The sequence below is a fragment of the Acinetobacter geminorum genome (genome assembly GCF_013009345.1).
In the GTDB taxonomy this organism is placed as follows: Bacteria; Pseudomonadota; Gammaproteobacteria; order Pseudomonadales; family Moraxellaceae; genus Acinetobacter; species Acinetobacter geminorum.
Window position 1 is genome coordinate 52,897 of the sequence record NZ_JABELE010000007.1, and the last position, 23,100, is coordinate 75,996.

A 23,100-nucleotide genomic window follows, 5' to 3' on the forward strand; every position below is an offset into this window, starting at 1 on the left:
TATTCCGAGCCTTATAACTATCTAATAACTTTTGGGTTTGGAGAAAGGGAAAATGCATCACTACAAAAAGGTTGGGGTTAACTCGAATCATCTGATGTGTGCTGAATCACGGTATTTTAAATTAAAACCTTGTTGTATTGCTCTTGCAGCAGTATTTGCGCAGCAGGGTTATGCAAATACAAATATTGAAAAGGCAGCCCTTAATGATCAACCGGCACAAAAGCCTGTAGCTCAATTGCAAAAAATTATAGTGACGGCGACAAGGACGCCAAAAAATATTGCTGAAATTGCAGGCACAGTTCAAACGATTGAAAAGCGGCAAATTGAACAACAGGCAACTGCTGGACGGAAAATTGCCGATATACTGGCTCAGTTGGTTCCATCACTCGGGGTGAGTAGTGGAACGACTACCAACTATGGGCAAACAATGCGTGGTCGTGATGTCATGATTATGATTGACGGCGTATCACAAAATGGATCACGCGATGTTGCTCGGCAGCTAAATAGTATTAGTCCAGGCATGATTGAACGTATTGAAGTTCTTTCAGGAGCTACAAGTATTTATGGATCAGGTTCTACCGGCGGGATTATTAATATTATTACGAAACGTGCTGATTCGACTAAACCAGTAAGTTTTGAAACTAAACTTGGTATTACGTCTTCCGATACATTTCGGAGTGATAGTCTAGCTTATGAAATTGGCCAATCTATTTCATTTAATAAAGATAATGTAAATGGTTTCTTAGGGGCTAATTTCACTAGTCGCGGATCTCAGTTCGATAGCCATGATGATCGTATTGCTATAGCACCTATGCAAGGTAGCCGTCCTGATACTGATACAATTGATATTAATAGTCGTATAAATATAGGTTTAACTGATAACCAATCACTAAGTTTGGGTGCGCAATATTATAAAGATGAACAAGATACGAGTTATGGTCCTGATTATGGGAAAAATTATATTTATGGAGGAGCGCCTAACTCATATATTGGGAAGAAGGGTTTAGAAATACCTAATCAGCCTTTTACAGAGCGCTATGCATTCAACACTCAATACCAAAATAAAGATATTTTAGGTCAGGTCTTAAATTTAGAAGGATATTACCGTAAAGAAGATGCTCGTTTCTTTCCAGTCTTTTTAGGAGGAGAAGGTACAGAAGCAAAACAATCTCAATCTGAAATCGAAGTTGCTGGTCTGCGTTCAACAATACAAAGTGATTTAAATATTATGAATCGTGATCTTAATCTAACTTATGGCTTAGATTATGAACATGAAAAAGATCAACAACACTACGAGCATTTCACAGCATTTAATACAGGTTTGACCTATAAACCTACAGGTAAAACTTCCGATGCCGGTCCAAATACAACAATTCAAAGTGCTGGCGTTTTTATACAAGGTGATTACGCTTTAACAGACCGTATGAATGTCCAGGCTGGTACTCGTTATCAATATATTAAAGCTGAAACAGAACAGTACTCGACTAAAAATGGGATACAGCCAAGCGGATCTGTAAATGACGATGCTGTTTTATTTAATTTGGGAGCGATATATAAATTAACAGATGAGCAGCAAATATTTGCTAATTTCTCTCAAGGTTTTAGTTTTCCAGATGTACAACGGATGATGCGAGATGCATTTAATATCTCAACAGCGAATATCCAACCTATTAGTGTAAACAGCTATGAATTAGGCTGGCGTTTACAAGGAGAGCAGAGTCTAAATCTAGGTATAACAGGTTTCTATAATACCTCAGACAAAGTTGTTCAATTCTACAAGAACAGTAATAAAGAAACTGTTGCTGAGGTTATGGACAAAGACCAGCGTGTATATGGTGCTGAACTAACGGCGACCTACCCATTTATGGAAGAGTTTAAAGTTGGGGGAACACTGGGTTATACGCGTGGTCAATATAAAGATACGGATGGTAAATGGAAAGAGTTGAATGCTTTTCAAGTCTCACCAATTAAAGGTACGATTTTTGCCGAGTGGAACAGTGATGAAGGATATGGTGCTCGTGTGCAAATGCTTGCTATAAAAGGTACAAATGAAGCCGTAAAAGATGGCTCACTTTCAGCTGTAAAAATTAAAGGCTATAGCACGATGGATGTTTTGGCACATTTTCCAGCTTGGAAAGGACGTATAGATTTTGGTGTATATAATGTTTGGAATAGAGATTATCGAACTGTCTATAGTCAACAAGCAGAAAAAGTATACGGTCTTGTAGAAAGCATACCAGCCGAAGGACGTACTTACGGCCTCAGTTATACATTTAATTATTAATGTGAAGTGAGATAGGGAATATCTATAAATCATAGGTATTCCTTAATAGATTTTGAAAAATAATAAAATATGCTTGCATCAACAAATGAAAATGATTATCATTATACATATTGAAAGTTGAGGAACGTTCTAGTAATTAAATTTAACGCCTACTACTGTAAGACTAAGTTTTAAGACGATTTAAAGTTATACCAGAGACTCCAATAACAATGATGTTGAAAAAGATGAGTTGATTTCTGGTATGTGAGCGCCTGCAGGACATTATAAAAATAGGCAGGTTCAACTAGCGGTAAATGGAACAAAGAAAAATAAACATGATCAGCGCAACAAAAAGAACTAATCAAAAGCAGTAGGCGAGGATGGCCTGCTGCTTTTGTAGTTAAAATTAATTTCACAGTTATTTATATATTTCAACTCTTTTAGTTATTTAACTCGCCACAGTCACAGATCAAATGTGTTTTTTGATTAAAAAATAACCACTAATGTTTCATTTATTAACATTCTGTCTTTTTAGCTATTTTTTTGTATACCCTGAATAAAACATGATCAAAAAAAGAGGTAAAAACGTGCTTATTTTTCATGGAAAACCTGTTCACGGAGCTATCTTCGATATGGATGGGACAATGTTTGATACTGAGCGCTTGCGGTTTCAAACATTGCAACAGGCATCTCAAGAACTCATTGGACAGGAATTTTCACACGAATATTTAATGCAATGTCTAGGTTTAAGTGCAACTACTGCTGAGCAATTAGCGCAACGTCTATATGGCGTAAATGTTCCATATAAAGAAATTCGAAAAAAAGCTGATGAGATGGAACTCGAATATATTCGAAAACACGGCGTGCCTATTAAAAAAGGTTTGGTTCAAGTTCTAGAGCGTTTGCGAAAATCTGGTTTAAGAATGGCTGTTGCGACTTCAAGCCGTAGGGCAATTGCCGAAGAATATTTAATTAATGCGAATGTTTATAAATTTTTTGATGTGATTACCTGTGGTGATGAAGTAGAACAAGGTAAACCGCATCCAGAAATCTTTTTAAAAGCTGCTAGTCAACTTCACTTGGACGCTAACCAATGTTTAATGTTTGAAGATTCTGAAAATGGTTTAACTTCAGCTCACACTTCAAAAGGTTTAACGATTTTATTAAAAGATATTAAAGAACCAAATGACGAAATGTTGGAAAAAGCACATTTTTATTATGAACAAATGTATGACTTTTTAACCGATCTCGATCAATTTATCCCTGTTATGGACATGCCGGAAATGCAGGAACCTTTTCCACAAAGTCTCAACCAATTAACAGTTGGAATACATGGTTTCGGTGCGATTGGCGGTGGTTACATAGCGCAAATTTTGTCACATTGGGATGGATATACAAAACCAAAACGTATTATTGCATCAACACGAAATAGTCTTTTCCGCGAAGCTGTAAATGCGTTTGGAACCTATAGTATTCGCTATGGGCAATTTTCTTATGATGAACGTATTGAGAATATGACCATTGTTGATTCTGACAATGAACAACAAATGTTAGAGATGTATACTCATTCAAGTTTGATTGCATTATGTTTGCCTGAGCAAGCGATCGAACCTGAATCAAAGATAATTGCAAAAGGGTTATATGCGCGTTTTAATTCGCAACTTGAAACATGTATAAAACCTTTAACCTTTCTAATTATTTTAAATAAGGTTGGTGCGAAATATTTGGTTATGAAGCATCTTAAAGAAGCTCTACTAGAGTTAACCAACGATGAAGATGTAACCGAGCATATTTTAAAAGAGCATTACTTTTGCGACACCGTTGTAAACCGTATGGTTTCAAAACTTTCTAATCAGAATTTATATCGTCAACTTCGTATTAAGCATAATTTTCTTGAACAGCATTTAGAAGATGTGGAGCAAGAAGACCAAATCGAAATTGAAGACTGTAATAAACTAACTCCAGATCAACTAAATCAGGCTTCTATCTATGTTGATAACATGCGCCGTAAATTCCAGCCGGGACATATCTTACAAAGCATGGATTTAATCTTGTTCCATAGTGAAACTGATATGCCAATCTATGTAGAGAAAGGCAGTCCTTTACTTGAAAAGTTGCGTCAGGTGGTATTGGTTGACCAAATTACTGACATTCAACTCATTAAAAATCGTTTATGGAATGGTGTACATGCGATGCTTGCTTGGTATGCATCTTTAATGGGTTATGAATCTATTGGTGTTGCCATGGGTGATCATTCAGTTAAAGCATTTGCAGAGAACTTAATTGCAGAAGTGAAACAGGGACTTGCTATTGTATTACCTAACTATGCAAAAGATCTGGATCGAATGTCACAAAGTTTTCTAGACTCATGTGAATATGCATTTAAAGATCCTTGTCAACGCGTAGCTAGAGATCCACTACGCAAACTCAATCATAATGAACGTGTCATGGCTTCAATTGCTGTGAATATTCGTCATGATTTGCCTTATAAAAACTTATTAAAAGGCGCTGCTTTAGGTTATGCCTATGCGATTCAATTCTTAGAAGTTGAAGAGACTAAAGCAGTTGAACATCTGCAGCAGCAAATTCAGAACCTAGACTTGAGTACAACTCAAAGAAGACAGTTTGAAGCTGAATTGGTTCAACTTATCCAATATTTGTTTTCTGAACAAGGTAAACAACCTTTGGACATTAAGCTGAACAATACCAAAACTACATCAAATCAATATGTTTGAGTTTGCTTATTGAATTAACCTCAACAATTGAAAGACAAACATGTTTTAATACAAAATTTGAATAATTTTGAATTAAAACTGTGCTGTTAAAACCCTCCACACTCATGGTGCCAACACCTATACGGGATTATCCCGAATGGCACCTTGGGCGTCAAAATTACGCATTGTGGTATCTAGAAATTAATGATCAGAAATTAGTTCATTATCTAGATCAATTGCGTGCGCATTTTTCAGAATATCTAGTAGAACCTAATCACCGTCAATATCATGTCACGCTGTTTATATGTGGATTCTTGACCCATGAAAATAAAGTTCATGATGATGACTTTTGTTTTAGTGGCTTTGTGCAGCAAAGGGAAATTTTAAGAAAAGAAGATATTGCACCATTTCAATTAAAAATTGGTTCAGTTGATAGCTTTAGTAGCGCTTTATTTGTAGAAGTCCAAGACACCGAAAATAACTTATCTCTCATACGGCAAAAATTAGGTATAGTTTCTAATGAAATTGCCGCTTTAGATTATTGCCCGCACATTACATTGGGTTTGTATAAGAAAGACTATAGTAGTAATTTGATTTTACAAAAAATTTCTCAATTACCTGTACAATACACACAGGCTGAATTTGATCTTAAAGTTGAGCATTTAAGCTTTGGCTATTATCAAGCTCAAATTTTACAAGGTAAGTTATATCCATCTCAGCATTTGTTTTTAGGTGATTCATGTTGCAATTGATTTTAGGTGGTGCCCGTTCTGGCAAAAGCCGACTGGCTGAACAAACGGCAATAGATAGGCAATTAGCTGTCACTTATGTTGCAACGGCGCAAGCACTTGATCCTGAAATGCAAAGTCGAATAGCCCATCATCAAAAGCAGCGTCCTTCTCACTGGTCTTTGGTTGAAGAACCTTTATATTTAGCAAAAACTTTGCAAAAAATTGATCGACCTAATCAAATTATTCTGGTGGATTGTTTAACGCTATGGCTAACCAATTTGTTACTGTTAGAAGATCAGAGTGTTCAACAACTTGAGTGTGAACAACTATTAAAAGTTTTACCTACACTTCAGTCCGAAATTATTTTAGTAAGTAATGAAACAGGGTTAGGCGTTGTGCCACTCGGTGAGATTAGTCGCCGTTTTGTCGATGAAGCAGGCAGATTACATCAGGCTTTAGGACAAATTGCAGATAAGGTTGTGTTTTGTGTGGCTGGTTTTCCAATGATTTTAAAGGGTGAGAAGTAAAAATGAAATGGTGGTTAGAATCTGTACAGCAACCTGATTTGGAGGCAAAACAACAAGCTGAGCAACACCAACTCCAACTCACCAAACCTACAGGTGCTTTAGGTGATTTAGAACTGATAGCAGTTAAACTTGCCAGTTTACAGTCAAATGCTCACCCACAAGTTAACCATCCATGGATCACAGTTTTTGCTGGAGATCATGGCGTAGTTGAAGAAAATATCTCTGCGTATCCTCAAGCTGTTACCCGTCAAATGTTGCAAAACTTCACGACTGGTGGTGCAGCAATTAGTGTACTTGCTAAATATCATCAAGCTCATTTGCAAGTGATTGATTGCGGTACCGTAGGTGAAGCATACGAATATACCGGAGTTGAACGTCATTGTATTCGTGCCGGCACTGCAAATTTTGCCAAACAAGCCGCAATGAATGCAGATGAATGTCGTGCTGCTTTAGAGTTAGGAAAAAACAGTGTAGACACGGCCAAATCTAAAGGTGCAGATATTTATATTGCGGGTGAAATGGGAATTGGAAATACCTGTTCTGCTTCTGCCTTAGCATGTCTTTTATTAAATGATACTGCCGAGCAATTAACTGGCGTTGGTACGGGAATTGGTGCCGATCAGTTAAGACATAAAATTGAAGTGATTGAAAAGGCAATTGAACTTCACCATAAACATGTCATTGGTGATGTATTCAAAACACTTTGTGTTGTAGGTGGTTTGGAAATTGCAGCAATTGTCGGTGCTTACATTCGCTGTGCGCAAGTGGGCTTACCTATCATTGTCGATGGTTTTATTAGTTCGGTCGCTGCTTTATGCGCAGTACGAATGAATCCTAAAGTACGTGACTGGATGCTTTTTGGCCATCAATCGGCAGAATATGGCCACCAACGTATTTTGCAAGAACTCAATGCTGAGCCAATTTTAAAAATGAATTTGCGTTTAGGTGAAGGTAGTGGGGCTGGCGCTGCCTTAGCATTGGTTAAAATGGCTTGCGCTTTACATAACCAAATGGCTACCTTCGCTCAAGCTGCTGTAAGCGGGGATAAAATTGGGTAAATTTAGAATTGATTTACTCAGACATGGCGAAAGTCAATATAGCCATACTCTGCGTGGTCATTTAGATGATGAGTTAACAGCAAAAGGTTGGCAGCAAATGCAGTCAACCTTTGAGCAAGTGGCTAATCAGACATGGGATGTGATTATAAGTTCATCATTAAAGCGTTGTGCTTGTTTTGCTGAGCAACTTGCGAAGACAACTCAGCTGCCTTTAATTCTGAATCATGACTTAAAGGAAATGTATTTTGGTGATTGGGAAGGCGTCTCAACTCAGCAAATTTATGGAACTTCACCCGAATTACTTGCAAACTTTTGGCAAAAACCGAGTCAATATTGTCCACCTCGCGCAGAAACATTAAACCAGTTTCAAATAAGGGTTCTTAAAGGCTTTCAGGATTTGCTAGAACATATGCAAAAGCAAAACTTACAGCATGCTTTAGTTGTTACTCATGGTGGTGTAATTAAGCTATTGACTTGTTTAGCCAGACAACAGCCTCTAGATGACTTACTTAAAATGCCAGCAGAGCTTGGAAAATTATATTCACTCGAATTTTCTGAAACAGATGGTCAATTAACTTTTAAGTTAAGATAGTAGTTTTATATTTTTATACACTTGTAAGTTATTATTTTTAAAATGTTATTTTAGCCTGTGTAATAGAACTGTCATTGCTAGTATCTAAGCTATTGGCATTTCTTATTAATCACACATCTGGCTTATGAATATTTTATTTAAAACAACTGTGCTTGCAGCATCATTATTGCTCGCGGCTTGTAATAACAATGATGATCAAGAAGCTCAAACTGCACCATCTACAAACCAATCAAAATATTATCAAACAAAAACACCTTACCAACCTCAACAAGAAATAAAAAACTATGAACAAGTACCGAATGGATTCCAGCCAGTTTTTACAGAGCTAGTGGCGCGTCACGGTTCAAGAGGCCTCTCAAGTCTGAAATATGATTTGGCACTTTATAATTTATGGAAACAGGCAAAATCAGAAAATGCCTTAACACCTTTAGGTGAGCAATTAGGTGCTGATTTAGAAGCCATGATGAAGGCAAATATCTTATTAGGTTATGGCGTGGAAGGGATCCGCCAGTACGGTTATGGAAACGAAACCATGACTGGTATCTTAGAACACCGTGGCATTGCAGATCGCTTATTACAGCGCTTACCAACTCTTTTAAATACGCAGGCCTCTATATTGGTACAAAGTTCTGGGGTGGATCGTGCGGTAGATAGTGCTAAATTTTTCACTGCTGAACTTATAAAACAACAACCGCAACTGAAAGATAAAATTTTTCCATTGTCTTATACCAATTTATCAAGTGAGAGCGTGGCGAGTGTTGAAGATGGCGGCGTAGATCGTTTCAAACTCTATTTTCATAGTTTGAATGCAGACGAAGACTTAGCTCAACCCCTGAGTGCTAGCCAACAAAAAATTTATGATGCTAGTCAGGCCTATCAAGATTTTGAAGAAAATAATAAAGATTTAGCACAAAAGTTAGATGAGTTATCAAAAAATACTGAGGCTGAAAAAACAGCTCAAACAGTGCTCAGTCCGATTTTTAAAGCAGACTTTATTAAAAAACTGGGTACAACAGGTTATAGCTTTAGCAATACCGGATCTTTCACGGTAACCTCACCTAAAGGTGAGCAAATTACAGAAAAAGGTAAGGGTAAAAACACAATTGCCAGCGCAGTTGATGCAGCAGCTTATATTTATGAACTCTATTCAATTTCTGGTGGTATGAAAGATGAGTTAAAAGGTGTCGATTTTGATAAATATATGCCATTAGATGCTGCGAAATTCTACGCTGAATTTAATGATGCAAACGATTTTTACGAAAAAGGTCCAAGTTTTACAGAGTCAAATCAAGTCACAAGTGAAATTGCCCAAGGACTCAAACAGGATCTGTTCCAACAAGTTGACGCTGTGGTGAATAAAGCTCAGCCTTACAAAGCAGTTTTACGGTTTGCCCATGCTGAAATTATTATTCCTCTGGCAACTAGCTTAGATTTGCATAATATGATGCAGCCGTTACCACTACGCCAGACTTATAATTACTCGACAAGTGCATGGCGTGGTGAAGTAGTTTCACCTATGGCGGCAAATGTACAGTGGGATATTTACCAAAATAGTCAAGGCTCTACTTTGGTAAAAATGCTTTATAACGAAAAGGAAACTTTATTTAAATCTGCATGTGATTATGCACGTTACACACCAACCAGTTTTTACTATGACTACATGAAATTGAAACAGTGCTATCAAATGCAATAGATTTTCAGTTTTTGAAGTCTTTAATGGGAATAGGGATTGCTATTCCCATTTTTATTTCTTCATAATTCAATTTGTTTTTAGATATAGATCAGTTAGAGACTTGGATATGACACCTTTTTGGATAGCATTGCAATTTTTAACTGTTCTGCCTATTGAGTTAAAGACAATACCAACGGCGCAACAAAATGGTCGAGCTATTTTGTTTTATCCTTTGGTCGGGCTGATTATTGGCGGCATTCTTTTTCTTATCTCATGTCTTTTAGCTAAATTACCCGTTCTTTTGCTTGCTGCCATCATAATGACTTTATGGATTTGGCTGACAGGCGGATTACATTTAGATGGGCTAGCAGATACTGCAGATGCGTGGGTAGGTGGTTTTGGAGACAAACTACGTACTTTACAAATCATGAAGGATCCAAGTTGTGGCCCAATTGGAGTCCTCAGCTTAGTTATTATTTGTTTGCTCAAATTTGCACTGGTTTATGTATTGATTGAACAGCATCAATCTTTATTTTTAGTCTTTGTTCCTATCCTTGGACGTATTGTGCCATCTATTTTGTTTTTAACTACACTATATGTCCGTGAAAAAGGCTTAGGCCGTTCTTTGACAGACCATTTACCCAAAACTGCTTCATGGATAATAGCTGCGGTAGTTTTGTTATTGGCTTTATATTGGGAATGGCAAGGGCTCATCGCCATTATTGGCTTTTTAATCAGTCTGGTTTATTTAAGATATCTGTTTATTAAAAGAATTGGCGGTATTACAGGTGATACAGTCGGGGCAGCGATTGAGCTTAGTGAAACTGTACTGCTTTTTAGTTTTGTCGTAAGTTATTTTTATTTAGTTTGATATTGAATTTCACCCAAAAAAATAAAAAAACCCTCAAAAAATGAGGGCTTAATTTTCAATCTTAAAAAGATGAATTAACGGTTTGGTAAAACATCTTTTAAAGCTTCATGCATTTCAAGCAATGTCTTTTCAGTAGTTTCCCAATCGATACAACCATCAGTTACTGATTTACCATATTCTAAATCACAAAGATTATCCGGAATATCTTGGCGGCCGCCTTTCAGGTGACTTTCAACCATAATACCTACGATTGACTTATTACCATCTAAAATTTGTTCAGTAATATTTTTAAGAACAAGTGGTTGTAAGTACGGGTCTTTATTTGAATTAGCATGGCTCGCATCAATCATGATTTTGTTGCTCACTTTAGCTTTTGCTAAAGCATTTTCTGCTTCTGCAACCGAGCCTGCGTCATAGTTCGGTTTACCGTTACCACCACGTAATACAACGTGTGCATAAGGGTTACCATTTGTATTAATAATTGAAACTTGGCCGTCTTCATTTAGACCTAAGAAACTATGGCCATATTTAACAGATTGCATCGCATTGGTTGCAACAGTTAAACCACCATCTGTACCATTTTTAAAACCAACTGGTGATGATAAACCAGAAGACATTTCACGGTGAGTTTGGCTCTCTGTTGTACGTGCACCAATCGCAGACCATGAAATTAAGTCTTGGTAGTACTGTGGAGAGTTCGGGTCGAGTGCTTCAGTTGCACATGGCAAACCTTTTTCATTTAACTCAAGCAAGAGTTTACGGCCAATACGTAAACCTTTTTCGATATTAAATGAGTCATTCATATCAGGGTCATTGATTAGGCCTTTCCAACCAATAGTTGTACGTGGTTTTTCAAAATAAACGCGCATAACTAAATACAATGAATCTTTAACTTTTTCACTAAGTACTTTTAAGCGATCAGCATATTCGTGAGCAGCTTTGGGGTCGTGAATAGAGCAAGGACCAATAACGACAAACAAACGTTTATCTGAACCATCTAAAATATTACGGATAGTTTCGCGGCCTTTTAGAACAGTTTGCGAAGCAACGTCAGATAAAGGAAGTTCTGACTTAAGCTCAGCTGGTGTTACAAGAGTTTGAATGCTTTTAATATTAACGTCGTCGATATCTGGCTTTGAAACGGAATTTGAATGTGTAGTCATTGCTGTCACTGGTTCGATCATACTAAAGGTTGTTTTGTGTACTGAATATACCATGAAATAATTATGAAAATACTACATCTCATAGTATTTCAGATTGGAAAAATCCTATTGATTTTACTATCTTTCAGTCGAGTTGCCTGTTTTTTCGGCAACTACTGCTTGTTGTTGTACCACAGGTGCTTTCGGTTTTGCTTTGACTGGATGAACCATAAAGTTAACACCGAGGGCAAATAGGGTAATCCCTAGAATTTTTCGGATTAAACGTTCAGGCATACGAGAGCTAATTAATGTTCCAATAATAATTGCTGGAATCGAACCCACCAATAACCACATCAGAAGGGTAAAGTCGACGTTACCAGCACTCATGTGCCCAAGGCCAGCTACTAAGGTAAGTAATACTGCATGTACAACATCCGACCCAATAATTCGGATCATTGGCAAGTTCGGGAACATAATCACAAGTGCCATGATCCCAAATGCACCCGCACCAACTGATGAAAGGGTTACGAATACACCTAAAATGATGCCCATAATCACGATAAAGCTACGTTTTTTATGGATTGCCAACTGTTCATTTTCAGTTTGAGCGACTTCTTTATTCCTGAATTTATTAAAGAATTTCTCAATACGAGTACGGAAAATGATGGAAACACCAGTTAAGGTCAACATAAAGCCTAGTACCATAGTTAATACAGCTTTATAGTGTGTTGACTGGCTTAAATAATGCTCAAGTACCCATGCGGTGCCAAAAGATGCAGGAATACTACCTACAGCCAACCATAAAACAATTGGCCAGACAATATTGAGCTTTCTTGCGTGAACCATTGATCCACAAAATTTTGAGATTGCAGCATAAAGTAAATCGGTACCAATCGCGATATGAGGTTCAATTCTAAAAAGACCAATTAAAATTGGTGTCATTAATGATCCACCACCAACTCCTGTAATCCCTACACAGAAACCAACTAACATACCCGCTAAGATAAATTCAAAAGCACCAGACATCTTTATCGCCACTTATCACGAAACGCAGATATCTTATTCCTTTTAGAGATAAACAGTTGTCATGAATAATGATTTACTTATGCAAAAAAAAGCTAAGCAACGAAAATTTTGCTTAGCTTGTACTATTTTTCATCATTTTTTTAAGAAAATGATTATTTTGATGACTTTAGTGGGTTAATTAAAAGTATAAGAAGAAAAGTTAATGGCGTTGCAAAGATCCACCAACTGACAAAACCAATTGAAAATTTATATTGTTGAATAAGAATAAATGCACACAAACCAAATAATATAAATGCGGCTATTTTGAAATGTCGGTAATACTTTTGTGCTAACGATTTGAAATGACCTGTCGATTTCGGCGATCGATATTTTTCGCTCGCCATAAATAACAAGTACATACCTAATAAAATTAAGATGAACGCTATAAGAATCATGAGCTCACCTCAGTATTTAGTTTATTCAGCTTTTTTTGAATTTTTGCGACAGCTTTATGCTGGATAGGTTGAATTTTGCAGAATATAAAAATGGCTAAAGTTGCAAAGACCCACAAAAATACATCTACACGTGCAAACGTCCAATAATCTCTGAGGCTTTGAACATACTCATGTTTAAGTAAATAACTTAGATTTAAGATTGGAAGTGCAATACATAGCATAATAAAAACGCTAAGTTGAGTTCGCCACAAATGCTGTTTTTTAGTGATTAATGCAATGATTAAGCTGATTAGCCAAACGAAGAAAAAACTATAAATTTCATAATTGATTGTGCTTGAAGTGATTGTAAATAATCGATTAGCGCTTAAGTAGGCGACAGTTGCACAAGGTAAGCCAACAAACGTTGCAATATTTAAACGGTCAACTAAATAGTGTCCAAAGTGAAACTTACTGTTCTTATTTTGAATTTGGCGTTTAAGGCTCCAGAGTAGTAAACCAGAGGCAATCATGACGCAGCCTAAAATGCCAGAAAAGAACAAACCTAAGCGAAGTAAAGGCTGGGCAAATGTTGCCATGTGTAGACCGTAAACTCCTGCATTCAGCATTGCAATAGCACTATTATTACGTGTGTCTGCTAAGACTTTGCCTGTTGAAGCATTCAATGTAATTTGAGCCTGATTCCGGGTAATAGAGTGATCTTCTTTTTGAATAAAGGTAATTTGAGCTTGGTTCGTATTTGGATTTTTTACACTCATTGTTGATAAAGGTTGGTTACCCCAACTTTGTTGAACTTGGCTCAGCATCTTCTCAATAGCTAAGTTTTGAGCAGGTTGAATCGATTGATTCTCAAGCACAGTCTTTGTGCGGATTTCGGTAAAATATTGATAAGGGTTTTCAGGGTAAAGCTTTTGCATTCCCCAAGGCAGATATAAATAAGAGAAAATAGCTAAGCCTGTAAATGTAATAGTTAAAAAGAAGGGCAGAGCAACGACTGAAGAAATATTATGAAAGTCTAACCATGAACGCTGAGACTTAAATGTACGTAAAGTAAAAAAGTCAGTGAATATTTTTTTATGAGTAATAATGCCTGAAACCAAAGCAATCAGCATAATAAATGCGGCAAGACATACGACTAATCGCCCAACTATGATTGGAATTCCAAAAAGTTGGTAATGGAAGCGGTAAAAAAAATCGCCGCCTAGGGTCGCCGAAAGTTGAAGCTCTTTTCCCGTGTTAGCATCAAGTGTGGCATTGCCATAACTGCCGTCAGCTTTTTCCCAATACATGGTGTTGACCGGACTTTCTGGCGTTGCAACAGTTAAATACCAAGATTTAGCGTCTGGAGCGTTTTCTTGTAAATATTGATAGGCTGTTTTAATAGCAATATCTTGCTTTACTTCATATTGCGCAAGCGCCGGTTGCATCCATAAATTAATTTCATGGCGGTAGTAGGACAAACTTCCCATTAAGAAAATGGCAAACACAAGCCATCCAAAAATTAAGCCAGTCCATGAGTGTAGCCATGCCATAGATTGACGTATACCTTTATGCATAACCTACCGTCCGTGTCACAATAAAGAAAAGGGCTAATAGCGCGATTGATAGAATGGTCAGTCGCAATAATGATTGAATGCAGAACCCAACAATCACAAAGACTACGTAAAATAAAATCGCTATAAATGCTGAAAGATAGATAGCCTCAGCTTTGTCCAGATTCAAAAGGAAAATTCCAGTGAGTCCAAGACTTAAATACGTCATACAGGCAAAGCCCATACCGAAAACTAGCAAGAAACGATAGAAAACTTTTATACGATATGACACTGGGAGATTTACAGTTTTGGACATCTTTATTGGCACATAAACAAAGAATAATAAGTAAAGCCAATCCCTAAATTGAGATTGGCTACAGTATTAATATTTAAATTTTACAGCAACTGTATAGTTGGCTGGAGCTCCATAAAAAGCTTGCCCATCGGGGAAACTATTTAAATATTTCTTGTCAAAAATATTATTACCATTTGCTTGAAGCGTAATATGATCATTGACTTCATAGCTCGCCATTAAATTGACTAAAGCATATGCATCTTGTTTGATCGTACTGTTTACATTTGAATCATATAACTTTATCCCATCTTGCCATTGTAAACCTGCACCAACTTTCAGCTTAGGTAAAGCTGGCAGAGTGTAGGTGGTTAGCAAATTAAGCGTCTGGTTTGGATTATAAGTTCTTGCCTCGCCACCATTTTTGGTATCTTTAATACTAAATTGAGCATAACCGAAAGAAAGATTCACATTATCTGTGATTTGACCTGATAGACCAACTTCTACACCTTGTGACTCTAAATCACTAGTTGGTACTTTTCGATTAAGTGGATTTCCATCTGAACTGCGTAGTGGGTAATTATTTTGTTCAGTTTTAAATACTGAAAGTGTTCCTGTTAAACGGTCATCTAGCCATGAGCTTTTTACGCCCATTTCATAGCTTTTACCATCAATAGGTTTTAAAGCTTGATTGGTATTTTTATCAATACCAGTTTGAGGACGGAAAATTGAGGTATAACTCATATAACCTGTATATTCAGGTGTAAAGTTATAGGTTAGTCCAACATATGGTGAGACTTTACTTTCACTATATGACATTGGAGAACCATAACTTTCACCTTTACTTTCAGCCTGTACATAGTTTGCACCAAGTAAAAGTTTTAAATCTTCATTAAGATGTAAGCGCGTCGCAGCATAGATGGAGTTAATATTCTGTTTATAGTTTGCAGCTTCTGTAAAATCTGACCAAGTTATAGATTGCGGTGTCCAGCTTGCCCAATTTGTCGTGAGCTGGCGTAAATATCCTTGAGAGTAATCATTCAAAATATCAGCATCGTTAATAAAACCTGAAGATTGTTTATCTTGCTGATGGTTACGTACGTAGCTGTAGCCTAAAGTTGCCTCATGTTCTTGGTTAAAAAGCTTATAGCTCCCTTCAAGATTAAAATCGACAGCATGTTTTTCTTGATGTTCTTGTCCTCCCCAAGCTGTTAAAGCAACATCAGAACCATCAGCTTTGGGATATCCATAATAATAAAGAAGACGACTATTATGCTTGGTATCAAGATAGTTATAAGTCAGTTTAGCCGTCCATAGGTCATTAATTTTTTGTTTTAATTCAACAAAAGCATTTTGTGTCTCATTATCCCAGTGCGCCCAGTCAGGGTTTGGATTATATGAGCGGTCATATGAAATTTGTTTGCCATTTGCATCGAGTAAGGGCAGAGCACCCCAGTTATTCGCATTCGGTTTATTTTGTTCTTGGTTATAGCCTGCGGTGAGTAAAGTAGTATCTGTTAAGTCAGCTTCAACAATACCTGCGAAACCATTTTTTTCTGAAGAATATCGGTCAATGTAAGAATCACCCGTTTGCTCATAGCCCATAATACGGCCACGTACTTTTCCACTCGGTATAATTGCGCCAGAGACATCAGCTTCATAACGCTGCGTATCCCAAGAGCCATAACTTAGGCCGCCACTTGCCTGGAATTCTTGAGTTGGACGTTTTCGAATATTATTGATGGTTGCACTTGGGTCGCCGAAGGCGTTAGTTAAAGAATCAGCACCTTTAACAACTTCTACACGATCATAAAAGTAAGTATCAGGATTCGTATTGTTATAGTTATAACCTGAGAGGGGAAAGCCTACGCCGTCAGTTAAAATATTTGAAATCTCAAAGCCACGAGCCATATAAGTAGTTCGCTCGGTTTCTTGACTAGAGACGGTTACACCTGGGGTGTTTTTTAAAACATCGCGAGTACTAGTAAGACCAAAATCTTCTATTTGCTGACGAGTAACGACATTAATGGTTTGAGGAGTTTCTTTAGCCTCAATATTAAGCTTGGTTGCGCTACTCGAATTTTTAACATTATATGCTTTGGTTTGTTCAGAAGCCTGTTCAGCATTTGATGCTTTAACTTGAATCGTCTGTAAAGCTTGTACCTCTGAGTCTTGAGCATAAGAGAGGTTTGCATAACAAATCGCGCAGGCGATTACGGTAAGCTTAAATGGTCGAGGTGGGATATTCATAAGATTAAAGATAATGTAAATAATTCTCATTTATTTTATTGTTTGTAAATGTAAGCTACAATTCAAATTGCATTGTTAATTTAGATTAAAAGATGGTGAATGAGTGTAATTTTAGATAGCCTGTGCTGTGGCTGCTCTTGGTAAGTACATATAGATCAAGTTCAAGATTGATAAATCTCTATGCTAGAATGCATTATTTCAAATTCTTGGGTAAATCACCTTGGCAAACCGAAAACTTAAAATAGGCATTGTAGTTGGGGAAGTTTCTGGAGATACGCTTGGTGTGAAGCTTATGCGTAGTTTTCGAGAACAGGGAATCGATGCCGAATTTGAAGGAATCGGTGGTCCTCAAATGATTGCTGAAGGTTTTAACGGTTATTACCCAATGGAAACTCTGTCTGTGATGGGCATTGTTGAGGTCTTAAAAGACTTAAAAAAATTATTCGCCGTGAGGGATGGTTTAATCAGTCAATGGACTCAAAAACCAGTTGATATTTTTATTGGAATTGATGCACCAGACTTTAACCTCAGACTTTCTAAAAGTATTAAAGAAAAGAATCTTCCAATAAAAACAGTTCAATATGTGAGCCCATCGGTTTGGGCATGGCGTCAAGGGCGAGTACATGGCATCAAGCAAAGTATAGATTTAGTACTTTGCTTATTTCCTTTTGAAAAAGTTTTTTATGAACAATATGAAGTTCCAGCAGCATTTGTAGGCCACCCATTAGCTAAACAATTGCCACTTGAGAACCCAATTCAAATTGCTAAGCAACAATTGGGTATTAATGAAAATCAGAAACATATTGCCTTGTTGCCAGGGAGTCGAAAGGGTGAAGTAGAGAGACTTCTTCCTATGCTGTTGGGTGCTGCTAATATTTTGCATACCAAATATCCTGACATTCAATTTTTAATTCCGGCAATTAATGATGCTCGTAAACAACAGATTGAGCAGGGTGTTGAACAATTAGCGCCTCAGTTAAAAGCAAAAATTCATATTTTAGAAAATACGGATAGTGAATCAAAAATCGGTCGTATGGTCATGAACGCAAGTGATATTATCGCTTTAGCTTCTGGGACTGCAACATTAGAAGCAATGCTGATGCATCGACCAATGGTCACTTTCTATAAATTGCACTGGTTAACTTATTTAATTGCTAAATTCTTGGTGAAAATTCCTTATTATTCTTTGCCTAATATTATTGCGGGTAAAAAAGTGATTCAGGAGCTGATTCAAGCTGATGCAACACCTGAAAATTTAGCAGCTGAAATAGAAAAATTGATGAATGTAGAAACCGCTCAAATTCAAGTGATGCAACATTTAACCATGCATAAACAGCTTATTTCTGGAAATACAGAAGATCCAGTTCAAGCAATCCTAAAAGTACTTGGAAAGTAAAAAAAACCCCATTTTTAGGGGCTTTTTAGATCTACTTAAGCACGTACAATCAGCTCGTAACCCGTATATTTACGAATGTTGATAACACCAATATCAAAAATTAGATATTGACCTTTAATACCTTGTAAAACACCGCGAATTTTCGGTGTTTTATCGAGGTTTAGAGACTTAATTTTTTCAGGATATTGTTCAACTGGATAAACAAACTCACGTGGCAATTCACTTTCTAATAGCTCAACCGTTTCGTTAAATTCAAGGTTTTGACTAAATTCTTCACGAATAGATTGAATTTTAGGGGCGAACTCTTTGATTAACTGATCACGTTGTTCAACCATATTTAAAGGTTCAGCTTCACCCTTGAGGAGTTTACGCCAATCTGTTTTATCAGCAATTAAAGAACCAAACATGGTTTCAAGCTGACCAGATAAACGGCGTGATCCAACTTTTAAAATAGGTAAGGCTTGAGTTGCACCTTGATCTAACCAACGACCTGGCATATGGCTAACACGAGTAATACCCACTTTTAAAGCACTTGAATTTGCCAAATATACAATATGAGGTTGGAAACAAACGCTATGGGCAAAATCATCTTCACGACATGTGCCCAAATGATAGTGACATGTTTCTGGCTTCATAATACAAAGGTCACATTCCGCTTTAGTTTTAAAACATTTGAAGCAGTGACCTTGAGAATAAGACTTCGGTGTTTTAGCGCCACAAGAGGTGCAATAAATATTACCTGTCCATTCGATTTCTAGTTCTTGTCCTAAATTAAAAGGAAGATCAATTTCTGAACGGTCTAATACAAATTTGTATTCAACATTTGCCTTGGTTGTCTGTTGATCAGTTACACTAGCATCTTTTAGGCCTGCATGCATTTTATGGCAAATGCCTTGTAGTTCCATAAAGTTTAAACTCACATCTTTCAATTAAGGGTTGCAGTTATGGCTGAACAAAATGTCATCACTTCTATGCTAGACGATTTATCAAATGAACAGCCCATTCATACTGCACTTTGTATTGGCCAGAAAATTGACCAGAATAACGCAATTCAATGGCACTATTTTACCGTAACTGAGCTTTTAAGTCTGCCTTTTACTCAGCGTTATGATTTAGGTTTTGTACTGTTTGATACTGATGAAATGCAGAACATCAGCGATGTGCAAAAATCACAATTATTAGTAAAGCTAAGAGATTTATTAGCAAAAAGAATTGTTGTAGTAAGCAAGCGTAGTGATGAGCAGCTTTTGCGTTCTTTGGGTTTTACGCAATTGATTGATAAGACATCACATGATAGTGATTTCGCTTTATGGCAATTTAACATCTTGACCTATAAACATGTACCAGATTGGTTTAATTCAAAGTTCTGGGCAAACCCGGAAAATTGGAATAAATTCCGCTGGTAAAAGGGCTTTAAATCTCTTTCAAAATTTAACAATTTGGCTTTTGCTGTCTTAACAAGAATCCGCGTATGCTCATGTATAAACCATACATAAGAGTTACTCATGACAAATTTAAGCAACATTGTAGAAGTTTTGGCTAAACAGGCTTTAGGTGGAAATCAGCAAGCATCAGGTCAAGGCGGTTTAGGTGGAATTTTAGGTTCAGTACTAGGACAAATGGGGAGCAATACTTCTTCTGGCGCTCAAGGTGGCCTTGGAGGAGTATTAGGTTCTGTATTAGGGCAAGTGACAGGTAATAATAACAGTATACCTCAAGCAGGTGGCGGCGTACAAAGTTTATTGATTGCAGTTGTGCCTTTAATTTTGGGCTGGGTACAGCAACAAGGCGGTTTGCAGTCTGCTTTGGAAAAGCTAAAAGGTGCTGGTTTAGGTAGCCAAGTTCAAAGTTGGGTTGACCCAAATCAGACTAATAGCGAAGTTCCAACTCAACAATTGCAGAGTTTATTTAATCCCGCCGACATCGAGCAAGTTGCTGCTCAAGCTCAAGCGCCAAAAGAACAGGTTTATAGTGCAATTGCTTCCGTTTTACCTCAAGTCATTGACTCGTTAACACCTCAAGGTGATAGTACTGACCATCAAGAAGCCAACCAAGATATTCAAAACGTTATGAATCTGGTAAGTGGTTTCTTAAAGTAAGCTACAAGGTAAAAAAAGCCGATATAAAAATATTGGCTTTTTAAAACTGAATAATAAAATAAAAGGGCGTTAGCCCTTTTATTTTAGATTTGAATCAAACTTAACTTATTAGAAGTTATATTCGATACCAGTACCTACAACAGTTTGTTTGTCGTCTTCTTTAATCCAGTCGCGTTTTTGTTGAGCAACAATACCGTAGAAGCGAGCTTGTTTGTTGATTTGGTAATCAAGACCTAAACCGTACAAGTCGATTTTACGATCTTGTTTGCCACTTACTTGTGTTTCAGCAGAAGCGTATTCTGCTTTTACTTTAAGTTTAGTGTTTGGAATTTTATAAGCAGCTGTTACTGCATATGCTTCTTCTTCTAAACCTTTGTAGTTTGTATAAGTATCTGTAGTTTTATCAACACCATCTACACGCGTAGTTTTTGACGTTTTATAAGCAGTCAAGTCATCAGTAGGTTCAGCATGTTGCCATAAAGCACCTACTACAAAACCAGATTTAGCAATATCATAAGAACCAGTTACACGGTAAGCATCTGTATAGACATCTTTTAGACCGTAAGCTGCATATTTACCTTTAATACCAAAGTCACCAGCTGCAGCAATTGCTAAACCAAGGTCTTTGTTCTCGTAGCCAATTGAAGTTGATACAGAGTCAAAGCTATCATTTTTGCTGTCTTTACCAGTTTCCCCTTGTTTGCTATCAGAGGTGCTTTCACCAGTTTGAGCCATGATGTTGAACTTTAAACCAGCTAATAATTTAGGGTCTAATTCAAAACCGATTACGTTATCTAAACGGTTTTCACCATACATGATATTAGTAATATCTAAACGTGTATCGTCATTAAAGATGTCTTGGTTACCACCAGCAGCAGTTTTGAAGTAAGAATCATACTTACCTACTTTTAAGGTACCAACACCTTCAGTTTTTAAACCGATAAAACGGTTACGAGCACTAAGGTCAGTATCAGAACCTGAACCATCAGTAGAAATTGCCCATTCAGCTAAATAAACAGCAGATAACTTGTCAGTTAATTTCTCTTCGCCTTTTACCCCAATACGAGAAGAGTTTGAGTTAACTTCGGTAACGTCACTTTTACCATCGAAATTTTTATTATCAACTTGGTTAATAGAAACATTTAGTTTGCCATACAAAGTTGGCGCTGCTTGCACCGCGTTTACGCTCAAAGTTGCAACTGCGGCAGCGAGTAGCAATTTCTTCATTGAGATTTCTCCAAAACTATTTTAAAAATGGCGTATGCCTAGCTAACTATTTATTTTGTAGTTGACTTGTGTACAAAAAATTACAGAAGCTCACCAACTTGCTAAGCAGTATCGGTAAACTTTGTGACAGGGAAGTGAAGAATAAATGACAGTTTTATGACGTTTAAAATTTAGTAATAAATTAGTTTCTTTGCATTTTTATAGTTTGAAGATGAAAAAAAGCGGAGCCTAAACTCCGCTTTAACCATTTAAAAATCAAAGAGCTGCTTTAATTTTTTCAGCTAATTCTTTAATTTTTTCTTGATCTCCTAATTCAACAGCATGGCGTCCAAGATGATGCACATTTGTTGGAATTAGGTGAAAATGAACATGTGGAACAGTTTGTCCTGCTGCTGCTCCAGAAAGTTGCATCAATACAATACCTTCCAAATTGAGCGCTTTTTCCATTGCCTTAGCAATCTTTTGAACAATTTGTATAGTATAGGCTGCTGCTTCAGCAGGTAAGTCTAGCAGTGTTACAGCAGGTGTTTTTGGAATAACTAATGTATGACCATCGGCTTGAGGCATAATATCCATAAAAGCTAGAACTTGATCATCTTCATAGACTTTTATCGCTGGAAGTTCTCCACGTAAAATTTTTGCGAAGATATTTTGATCATCGTATGCCATGTATTATTCCTTTAAAATTATTTACATTTCAATTCTTTTTGACGTTCTTTAATCGCGTCAAGACGTTGTTGTTCTTTGTCAGAAAACTTTGGTTTTGTCGTATGACAGTTTTCATTACCATATTTTTCTTTAGCATCAGGATCTTTAAAACAAAAGCCTTTTGACGCATAAATCAAATTGTAATCATCTTGCAATTTTTGACATTCTTGCTCAGGTGTTGCAGCTTGTACGCCTAAACTAGCAATGCTCACCATGCCAGTAAAGACTGCAACCATAAATTTATTCATGAGCTTTTCCTCAGTTAAAGGTATGAACCTGTACTCAATATAAGGTTTCTTACCAATATTTCAATGACTATTAATTACTCAAGTGTCATTTTGGTTTAGAATTTGTTCAGAGATTGAATAAAGTTATTAAATATCAATAATTTAAAAAATATCAAATAAAACATAAGCTTAAGTGGTTATTTATATATTTTTCAATAATCTGATTCTTATCTAGCCCCTTATGACTCACAGTTTTGGCCGATATAAAATACTTGTGTTTTGTTGTAATGATCTAAAATTTGATGGAAGGGCTCAGGGTTTTTGTTTACTACTATAGAAGCC

At 36.8% G+C, this 23,100-nt stretch carries 22 protein-coding genes; 12 read left to right on the forward strand and 10 right to left on the reverse strand.

Annotated elements, in window-relative coordinates:
- Window positions 1-52: 52 nt before the first annotated feature.
- The 8 genes from HJG58_RS08065 to HJG58_RS08100 all read left to right on the forward strand — a co-directional run bounded on the left by HJG58_RS08065 (window position 53) and on the right by HJG58_RS08100 (window position 10,428).
- Complete coding sequence (locus HJG58_RS08065) at window positions 53-2,284, forward strand: TonB-dependent receptor (RefSeq protein ID WP_170248510.1); 2,232 nt, start codon at window positions 53-55, stop codon at window positions 2,282-2,284.
- 566 nt (window positions 2,285-2,850) lie between these two features.
- Entirely contained in the window at window positions 2,851-4,998 is a 2,148-nt protein-coding gene (gene mtlD / locus HJG58_RS08070; protein WP_328704527.1) for a bifunctional mannitol-1-phosphate dehydrogenase/phosphatase, read from the forward strand.
- A gap of 104 nt (window positions 4,999-5,102) precedes the next feature.
- Entirely contained in the window at window positions 5,103-5,729 is a 627-nt protein-coding gene (locus HJG58_RS08075; RefSeq protein WP_170248511.1) for a 2'-5' RNA ligase family protein, read from the forward strand.
- Complete coding sequence (gene cobU / locus HJG58_RS08080) at window positions 5,717-6,235, forward strand: bifunctional adenosylcobinamide kinase/adenosylcobinamide-phosphate guanylyltransferase (protein ID WP_170248512.1); 519 nt, start codon at window positions 5,717-5,719, stop codon at window positions 6,233-6,235. Before HJG58_RS08075 ends, cobU begins: the two co-directional genes overlap by 13 nt.
- A 2-nt stretch (window positions 6,236-6,237) precedes the next feature.
- Complete coding sequence (cobT, locus tag HJG58_RS08085) at window positions 6,238-7,293, forward strand: nicotinate-nucleotide--dimethylbenzimidazole phosphoribosyltransferase (protein ID WP_170248513.1); 1,056 nt, start codon at window positions 6,238-6,240, stop codon at window positions 7,291-7,293.
- Window positions 7,286-7,885, forward strand: coding sequence for a histidine phosphatase family protein (locus HJG58_RS08090; RefSeq protein WP_170248514.1), 600 nt, complete (start codon window positions 7,286-7,288; stop codon window positions 7,883-7,885). Before cobT ends, HJG58_RS08090 begins: the two co-directional genes overlap by 8 nt.
- A gap of 124 nt (window positions 7,886-8,009) precedes the next feature.
- On the forward strand, window positions 8,010-9,578 hold the full coding sequence (locus HJG58_RS08095; protein ID WP_170248515.1) for a histidine-type phosphatase: 1,569 nt from the start codon (window positions 8,010-8,012) through the stop codon (window positions 9,576-9,578).
- Between the two features lie 106 nt (window positions 9,579-9,684).
- On the forward strand, window positions 9,685-10,428 hold the full coding sequence (locus HJG58_RS08100; protein WP_108010442.1) for an adenosylcobinamide-GDP ribazoletransferase: 744 nt from the start codon (window positions 9,685-9,687) through the stop codon (window positions 10,426-10,428).
- 74 nt (window positions 10,429-10,502) lie between these two features.
- Here HJG58_RS08100 and HJG58_RS08105 read toward each other — a convergent pair whose 3' ends face one another.
- Together HJG58_RS08105 and HJG58_RS08110 are read right to left on the reverse strand one after the other, a co-directional pair.
- Complete coding sequence (locus tag HJG58_RS08105; RefSeq protein WP_081404725.1) at window positions 10,503-11,612, reverse strand: 3-deoxy-7-phosphoheptulonate synthase; 1,110 nt, start codon at window positions 11,610-11,612, stop codon at window positions 10,503-10,505.
- Between the two features lie 96 nt (window positions 11,613-11,708).
- The gene (locus tag HJG58_RS08110) at window positions 11,709-12,596 is read right to left on the reverse strand and encodes a sulfite exporter TauE/SafE family protein (RefSeq protein ID WP_033849945.1); all 888 of its coding nucleotides are present in this window, start codon (window positions 12,594-12,596) and stop codon (window positions 11,709-11,711) included.
- Between the two features lie 61 nt (window positions 12,597-12,657).
- On the opposite strand from HJG58_RS08110, the gene HJG58_RS08115 reads away from it, so the two are divergent.
- Window positions 12,658-12,774 carry a hypothetical protein gene (locus HJG58_RS08115; protein WP_170248516.1) on the forward strand — a complete coding sequence of 39 codons (117 nt, stop codon included), beginning with the start codon at window positions 12,658-12,660 and terminating at the stop codon, window positions 12,772-12,774.
- On the opposite strand, the gene HJG58_RS08120 is transcribed toward HJG58_RS08115, so the two are convergent.
- From HJG58_RS08120 to HJG58_RS08135, 4 genes are all read right to left on the reverse strand, one after another.
- On the reverse strand, window positions 12,749-13,030 hold the full coding sequence (locus HJG58_RS08120) for a hypothetical protein (RefSeq protein ID WP_033849947.1): 282 nt from the start codon (window positions 13,028-13,030) through the stop codon (window positions 12,749-12,751). The two genes, HJG58_RS08115 and HJG58_RS08120, sit on opposite strands and share 26 nt — an antisense overlap.
- Window positions 13,027-14,583, reverse strand: a complete 1,557-nt coding sequence (locus tag HJG58_RS08125; RefSeq protein ID WP_216076542.1) for a PepSY-associated TM helix domain-containing protein — start codon at window positions 14,581-14,583, stop codon at window positions 13,027-13,029. Before HJG58_RS08125 ends, HJG58_RS08120 begins: the two co-directional genes overlap by 4 nt.
- Window positions 14,576-14,875: a hypothetical protein gene (locus HJG58_RS19010; protein ID WP_174730491.1), complete on the reverse strand. Its 300-nt coding sequence runs from the start codon at window positions 14,873-14,875 to the stop codon at window positions 14,576-14,578. The genes HJG58_RS08125 and HJG58_RS19010 overlap by 8 nt, the downstream gene beginning before the upstream one ends.
- Window positions 14,876-14,941: 66 nt before the next feature.
- A complete protein-coding gene (locus tag HJG58_RS08135) occupies window positions 14,942-17,101 on the reverse strand; it encodes a TonB-dependent siderophore receptor (protein WP_170248517.1) in 2,160 nt (719 codons plus the stop codon).
- A 220-nt stretch (window positions 17,102-17,321) separates the two neighbouring features.
- Here HJG58_RS08135 and lpxB point away from each other — a divergent pair, with 220 nt between their 5' ends.
- Complete coding sequence (lpxB, locus tag HJG58_RS08140) at window positions 17,322-18,497, forward strand: lipid-A-disaccharide synthase (RefSeq protein WP_170248518.1); 1,176 nt, start codon at window positions 17,322-17,324, stop codon at window positions 18,495-18,497.
- A gap of 35 nt (window positions 18,498-18,532) precedes the next feature.
- Here lpxB and HJG58_RS08145 read toward each other — a convergent pair whose 3' ends face one another.
- Window positions 18,533-19,402, reverse strand: a complete 870-nt coding sequence (locus HJG58_RS08145; RefSeq protein WP_216076543.1) for a DUF2797 domain-containing protein — start codon at window positions 19,400-19,402, stop codon at window positions 18,533-18,535.
- A gap of 39 nt (window positions 19,403-19,441) precedes the next feature.
- Between HJG58_RS08145 and HJG58_RS08150 the strand changes: the two genes are divergently transcribed.
- The gene (locus tag HJG58_RS08150) at window positions 19,442-19,903 is read left to right on the forward strand and encodes a DUF6231 family protein (protein WP_005069394.1); all 462 of its coding nucleotides are present in this window, start codon (window positions 19,442-19,444) and stop codon (window positions 19,901-19,903) included.
- Between the two features lie 99 nt (window positions 19,904-20,002).
- Window positions 20,003-20,596 (forward strand): YidB family protein, encoded by a 594-nt coding sequence (locus HJG58_RS08155; RefSeq protein WP_170248520.1) that lies wholly within the window; start codon window positions 20,003-20,005, stop codon window positions 20,594-20,596.
- 108 nt (window positions 20,597-20,704) lie between these two features.
- Here HJG58_RS08155 and HJG58_RS08160 read toward each other — a convergent pair whose 3' ends face one another.
- The 3 genes from HJG58_RS08160 to HJG58_RS08170 all read right to left on the reverse strand — a co-directional run bounded on the left by HJG58_RS08160 (window position 20,705) and on the right by HJG58_RS08170 (window position 22,779).
- Window positions 20,705-21,823, reverse strand: a complete 1,119-nt coding sequence (locus HJG58_RS08160; RefSeq protein WP_170248521.1) for a porin — start codon at window positions 21,821-21,823, stop codon at window positions 20,705-20,707.
- A gap of 255 nt (window positions 21,824-22,078) precedes the next feature.
- A complete protein-coding gene (locus HJG58_RS08165; protein WP_005069390.1) occupies window positions 22,079-22,492 on the reverse strand; it encodes an HIT family protein in 414 nt (137 codons plus the stop codon).
- Window positions 22,493-22,509: 17 nt separating this feature from the next.
- Window positions 22,510-22,779: a YARHG domain-containing protein gene (locus HJG58_RS08170; protein ID WP_002122146.1), complete on the reverse strand. Its 270-nt coding sequence runs from the start codon at window positions 22,777-22,779 to the stop codon at window positions 22,510-22,512.
- Window positions 22,780-23,100: the final 321 nt, after the last annotated feature.

Bases quoted from the DNA above. Each gene is read 5' to 3' on its own strand.
- HJG58_RS08065 (WP_170248510.1), top strand. From the start codon at position 53: ATGCATCACTACAAAAAGGTTGGGGTTAACTCGAATCATCTGATGTGT.
- HJG58_RS08075 (WP_170248511.1), top strand. From the start codon at position 5,103: ATGGTGCCAACACCTATACGGGATTATCCCGAATGGCACCTTGGGCGT.
- cobU (WP_170248512.1), top strand. From the start codon at position 5,717: ATGTTGCAATTGATTTTAGGTGGTGCCCGTTCTGGCAAAAGCCGACTG.
- cobT (WP_170248513.1), top strand. From the start codon at position 6,238: ATGAAATGGTGGTTAGAATCTGTACAGCAACCTGATTTGGAGGCAAAA.
- HJG58_RS08095 (WP_170248515.1), top strand. From the start codon at position 8,010: ATGAATATTTTATTTAAAACAACTGTGCTTGCAGCATCATTATTGCTC.
- HJG58_RS08100 (WP_108010442.1), top strand. From the start codon at position 9,685: ATGACACCTTTTTGGATAGCATTGCAATTTTTAACTGTTCTGCCTATT.
- HJG58_RS08105 (WP_081404725.1), bottom strand. From the start codon at position 11,612: ATGATCGAACCAGTGACAGCAATGACTACACATTCAAATTCCGTTTCA.
- HJG58_RS08110 (WP_033849945.1), bottom strand. From the start codon at position 12,596: ATGTCTGGTGCTTTTGAATTTATCTTAGCGGGTATGTTAGTTGGTTTC.
- HJG58_RS08115 (WP_170248516.1), top strand. From the start codon at position 12,658: ATGAATAATGATTTACTTATGCAAAAAAAAGCTAAGCAACGAAAATTT.
- HJG58_RS08120 (WP_033849947.1), bottom strand. From the start codon at position 13,030: ATGATTCTTATAGCGTTCATCTTAATTTTATTAGGTATGTACTTGTTA.
- HJG58_RS08125 (WP_216076542.1), bottom strand. From the start codon at position 14,583: ATGCATAAAGGTATACGTCAATCTATGGCATGGCTACACTCATGGACT.
- HJG58_RS19010 (WP_174730491.1), bottom strand. From the start codon at position 14,875: ATGTCCAAAACTGTAAATCTCCCAGTGTCATATCGTATAAAAGTTTTC.
- HJG58_RS08135 (WP_170248517.1), bottom strand. From the start codon at position 17,101: ATGAATATCCCACCTCGACCATTTAAGCTTACCGTAATCGCCTGCGCG.
- HJG58_RS08145 (WP_216076543.1), bottom strand. From the start codon at position 19,402: ATGGAACTACAAGGCATTTGCCATAAAATGCATGCAGGCCTAAAAGAT.
- HJG58_RS08150 (WP_005069394.1), top strand. From the start codon at position 19,442: ATGGCTGAACAAAATGTCATCACTTCTATGCTAGACGATTTATCAAAT.
- HJG58_RS08155 (WP_170248520.1), top strand. From the start codon at position 20,003: ATGACAAATTTAAGCAACATTGTAGAAGTTTTGGCTAAACAGGCTTTA.
- HJG58_RS08160 (WP_170248521.1), bottom strand. From the start codon at position 21,823: ATGAAGAAATTGCTACTCGCTGCCGCAGTTGCAACTTTGAGCGTAAAC.
- HJG58_RS08165 (WP_005069390.1), bottom strand. From the start codon at position 22,492: ATGGCATACGATGATCAAAATATCTTCGCAAAAATTTTACGTGGAGAA.
- HJG58_RS08170 (WP_002122146.1), bottom strand. From the start codon at position 22,779: ATGAATAAATTTATGGTTGCAGTCTTTACTGGCATGGTGAGCATTGCT.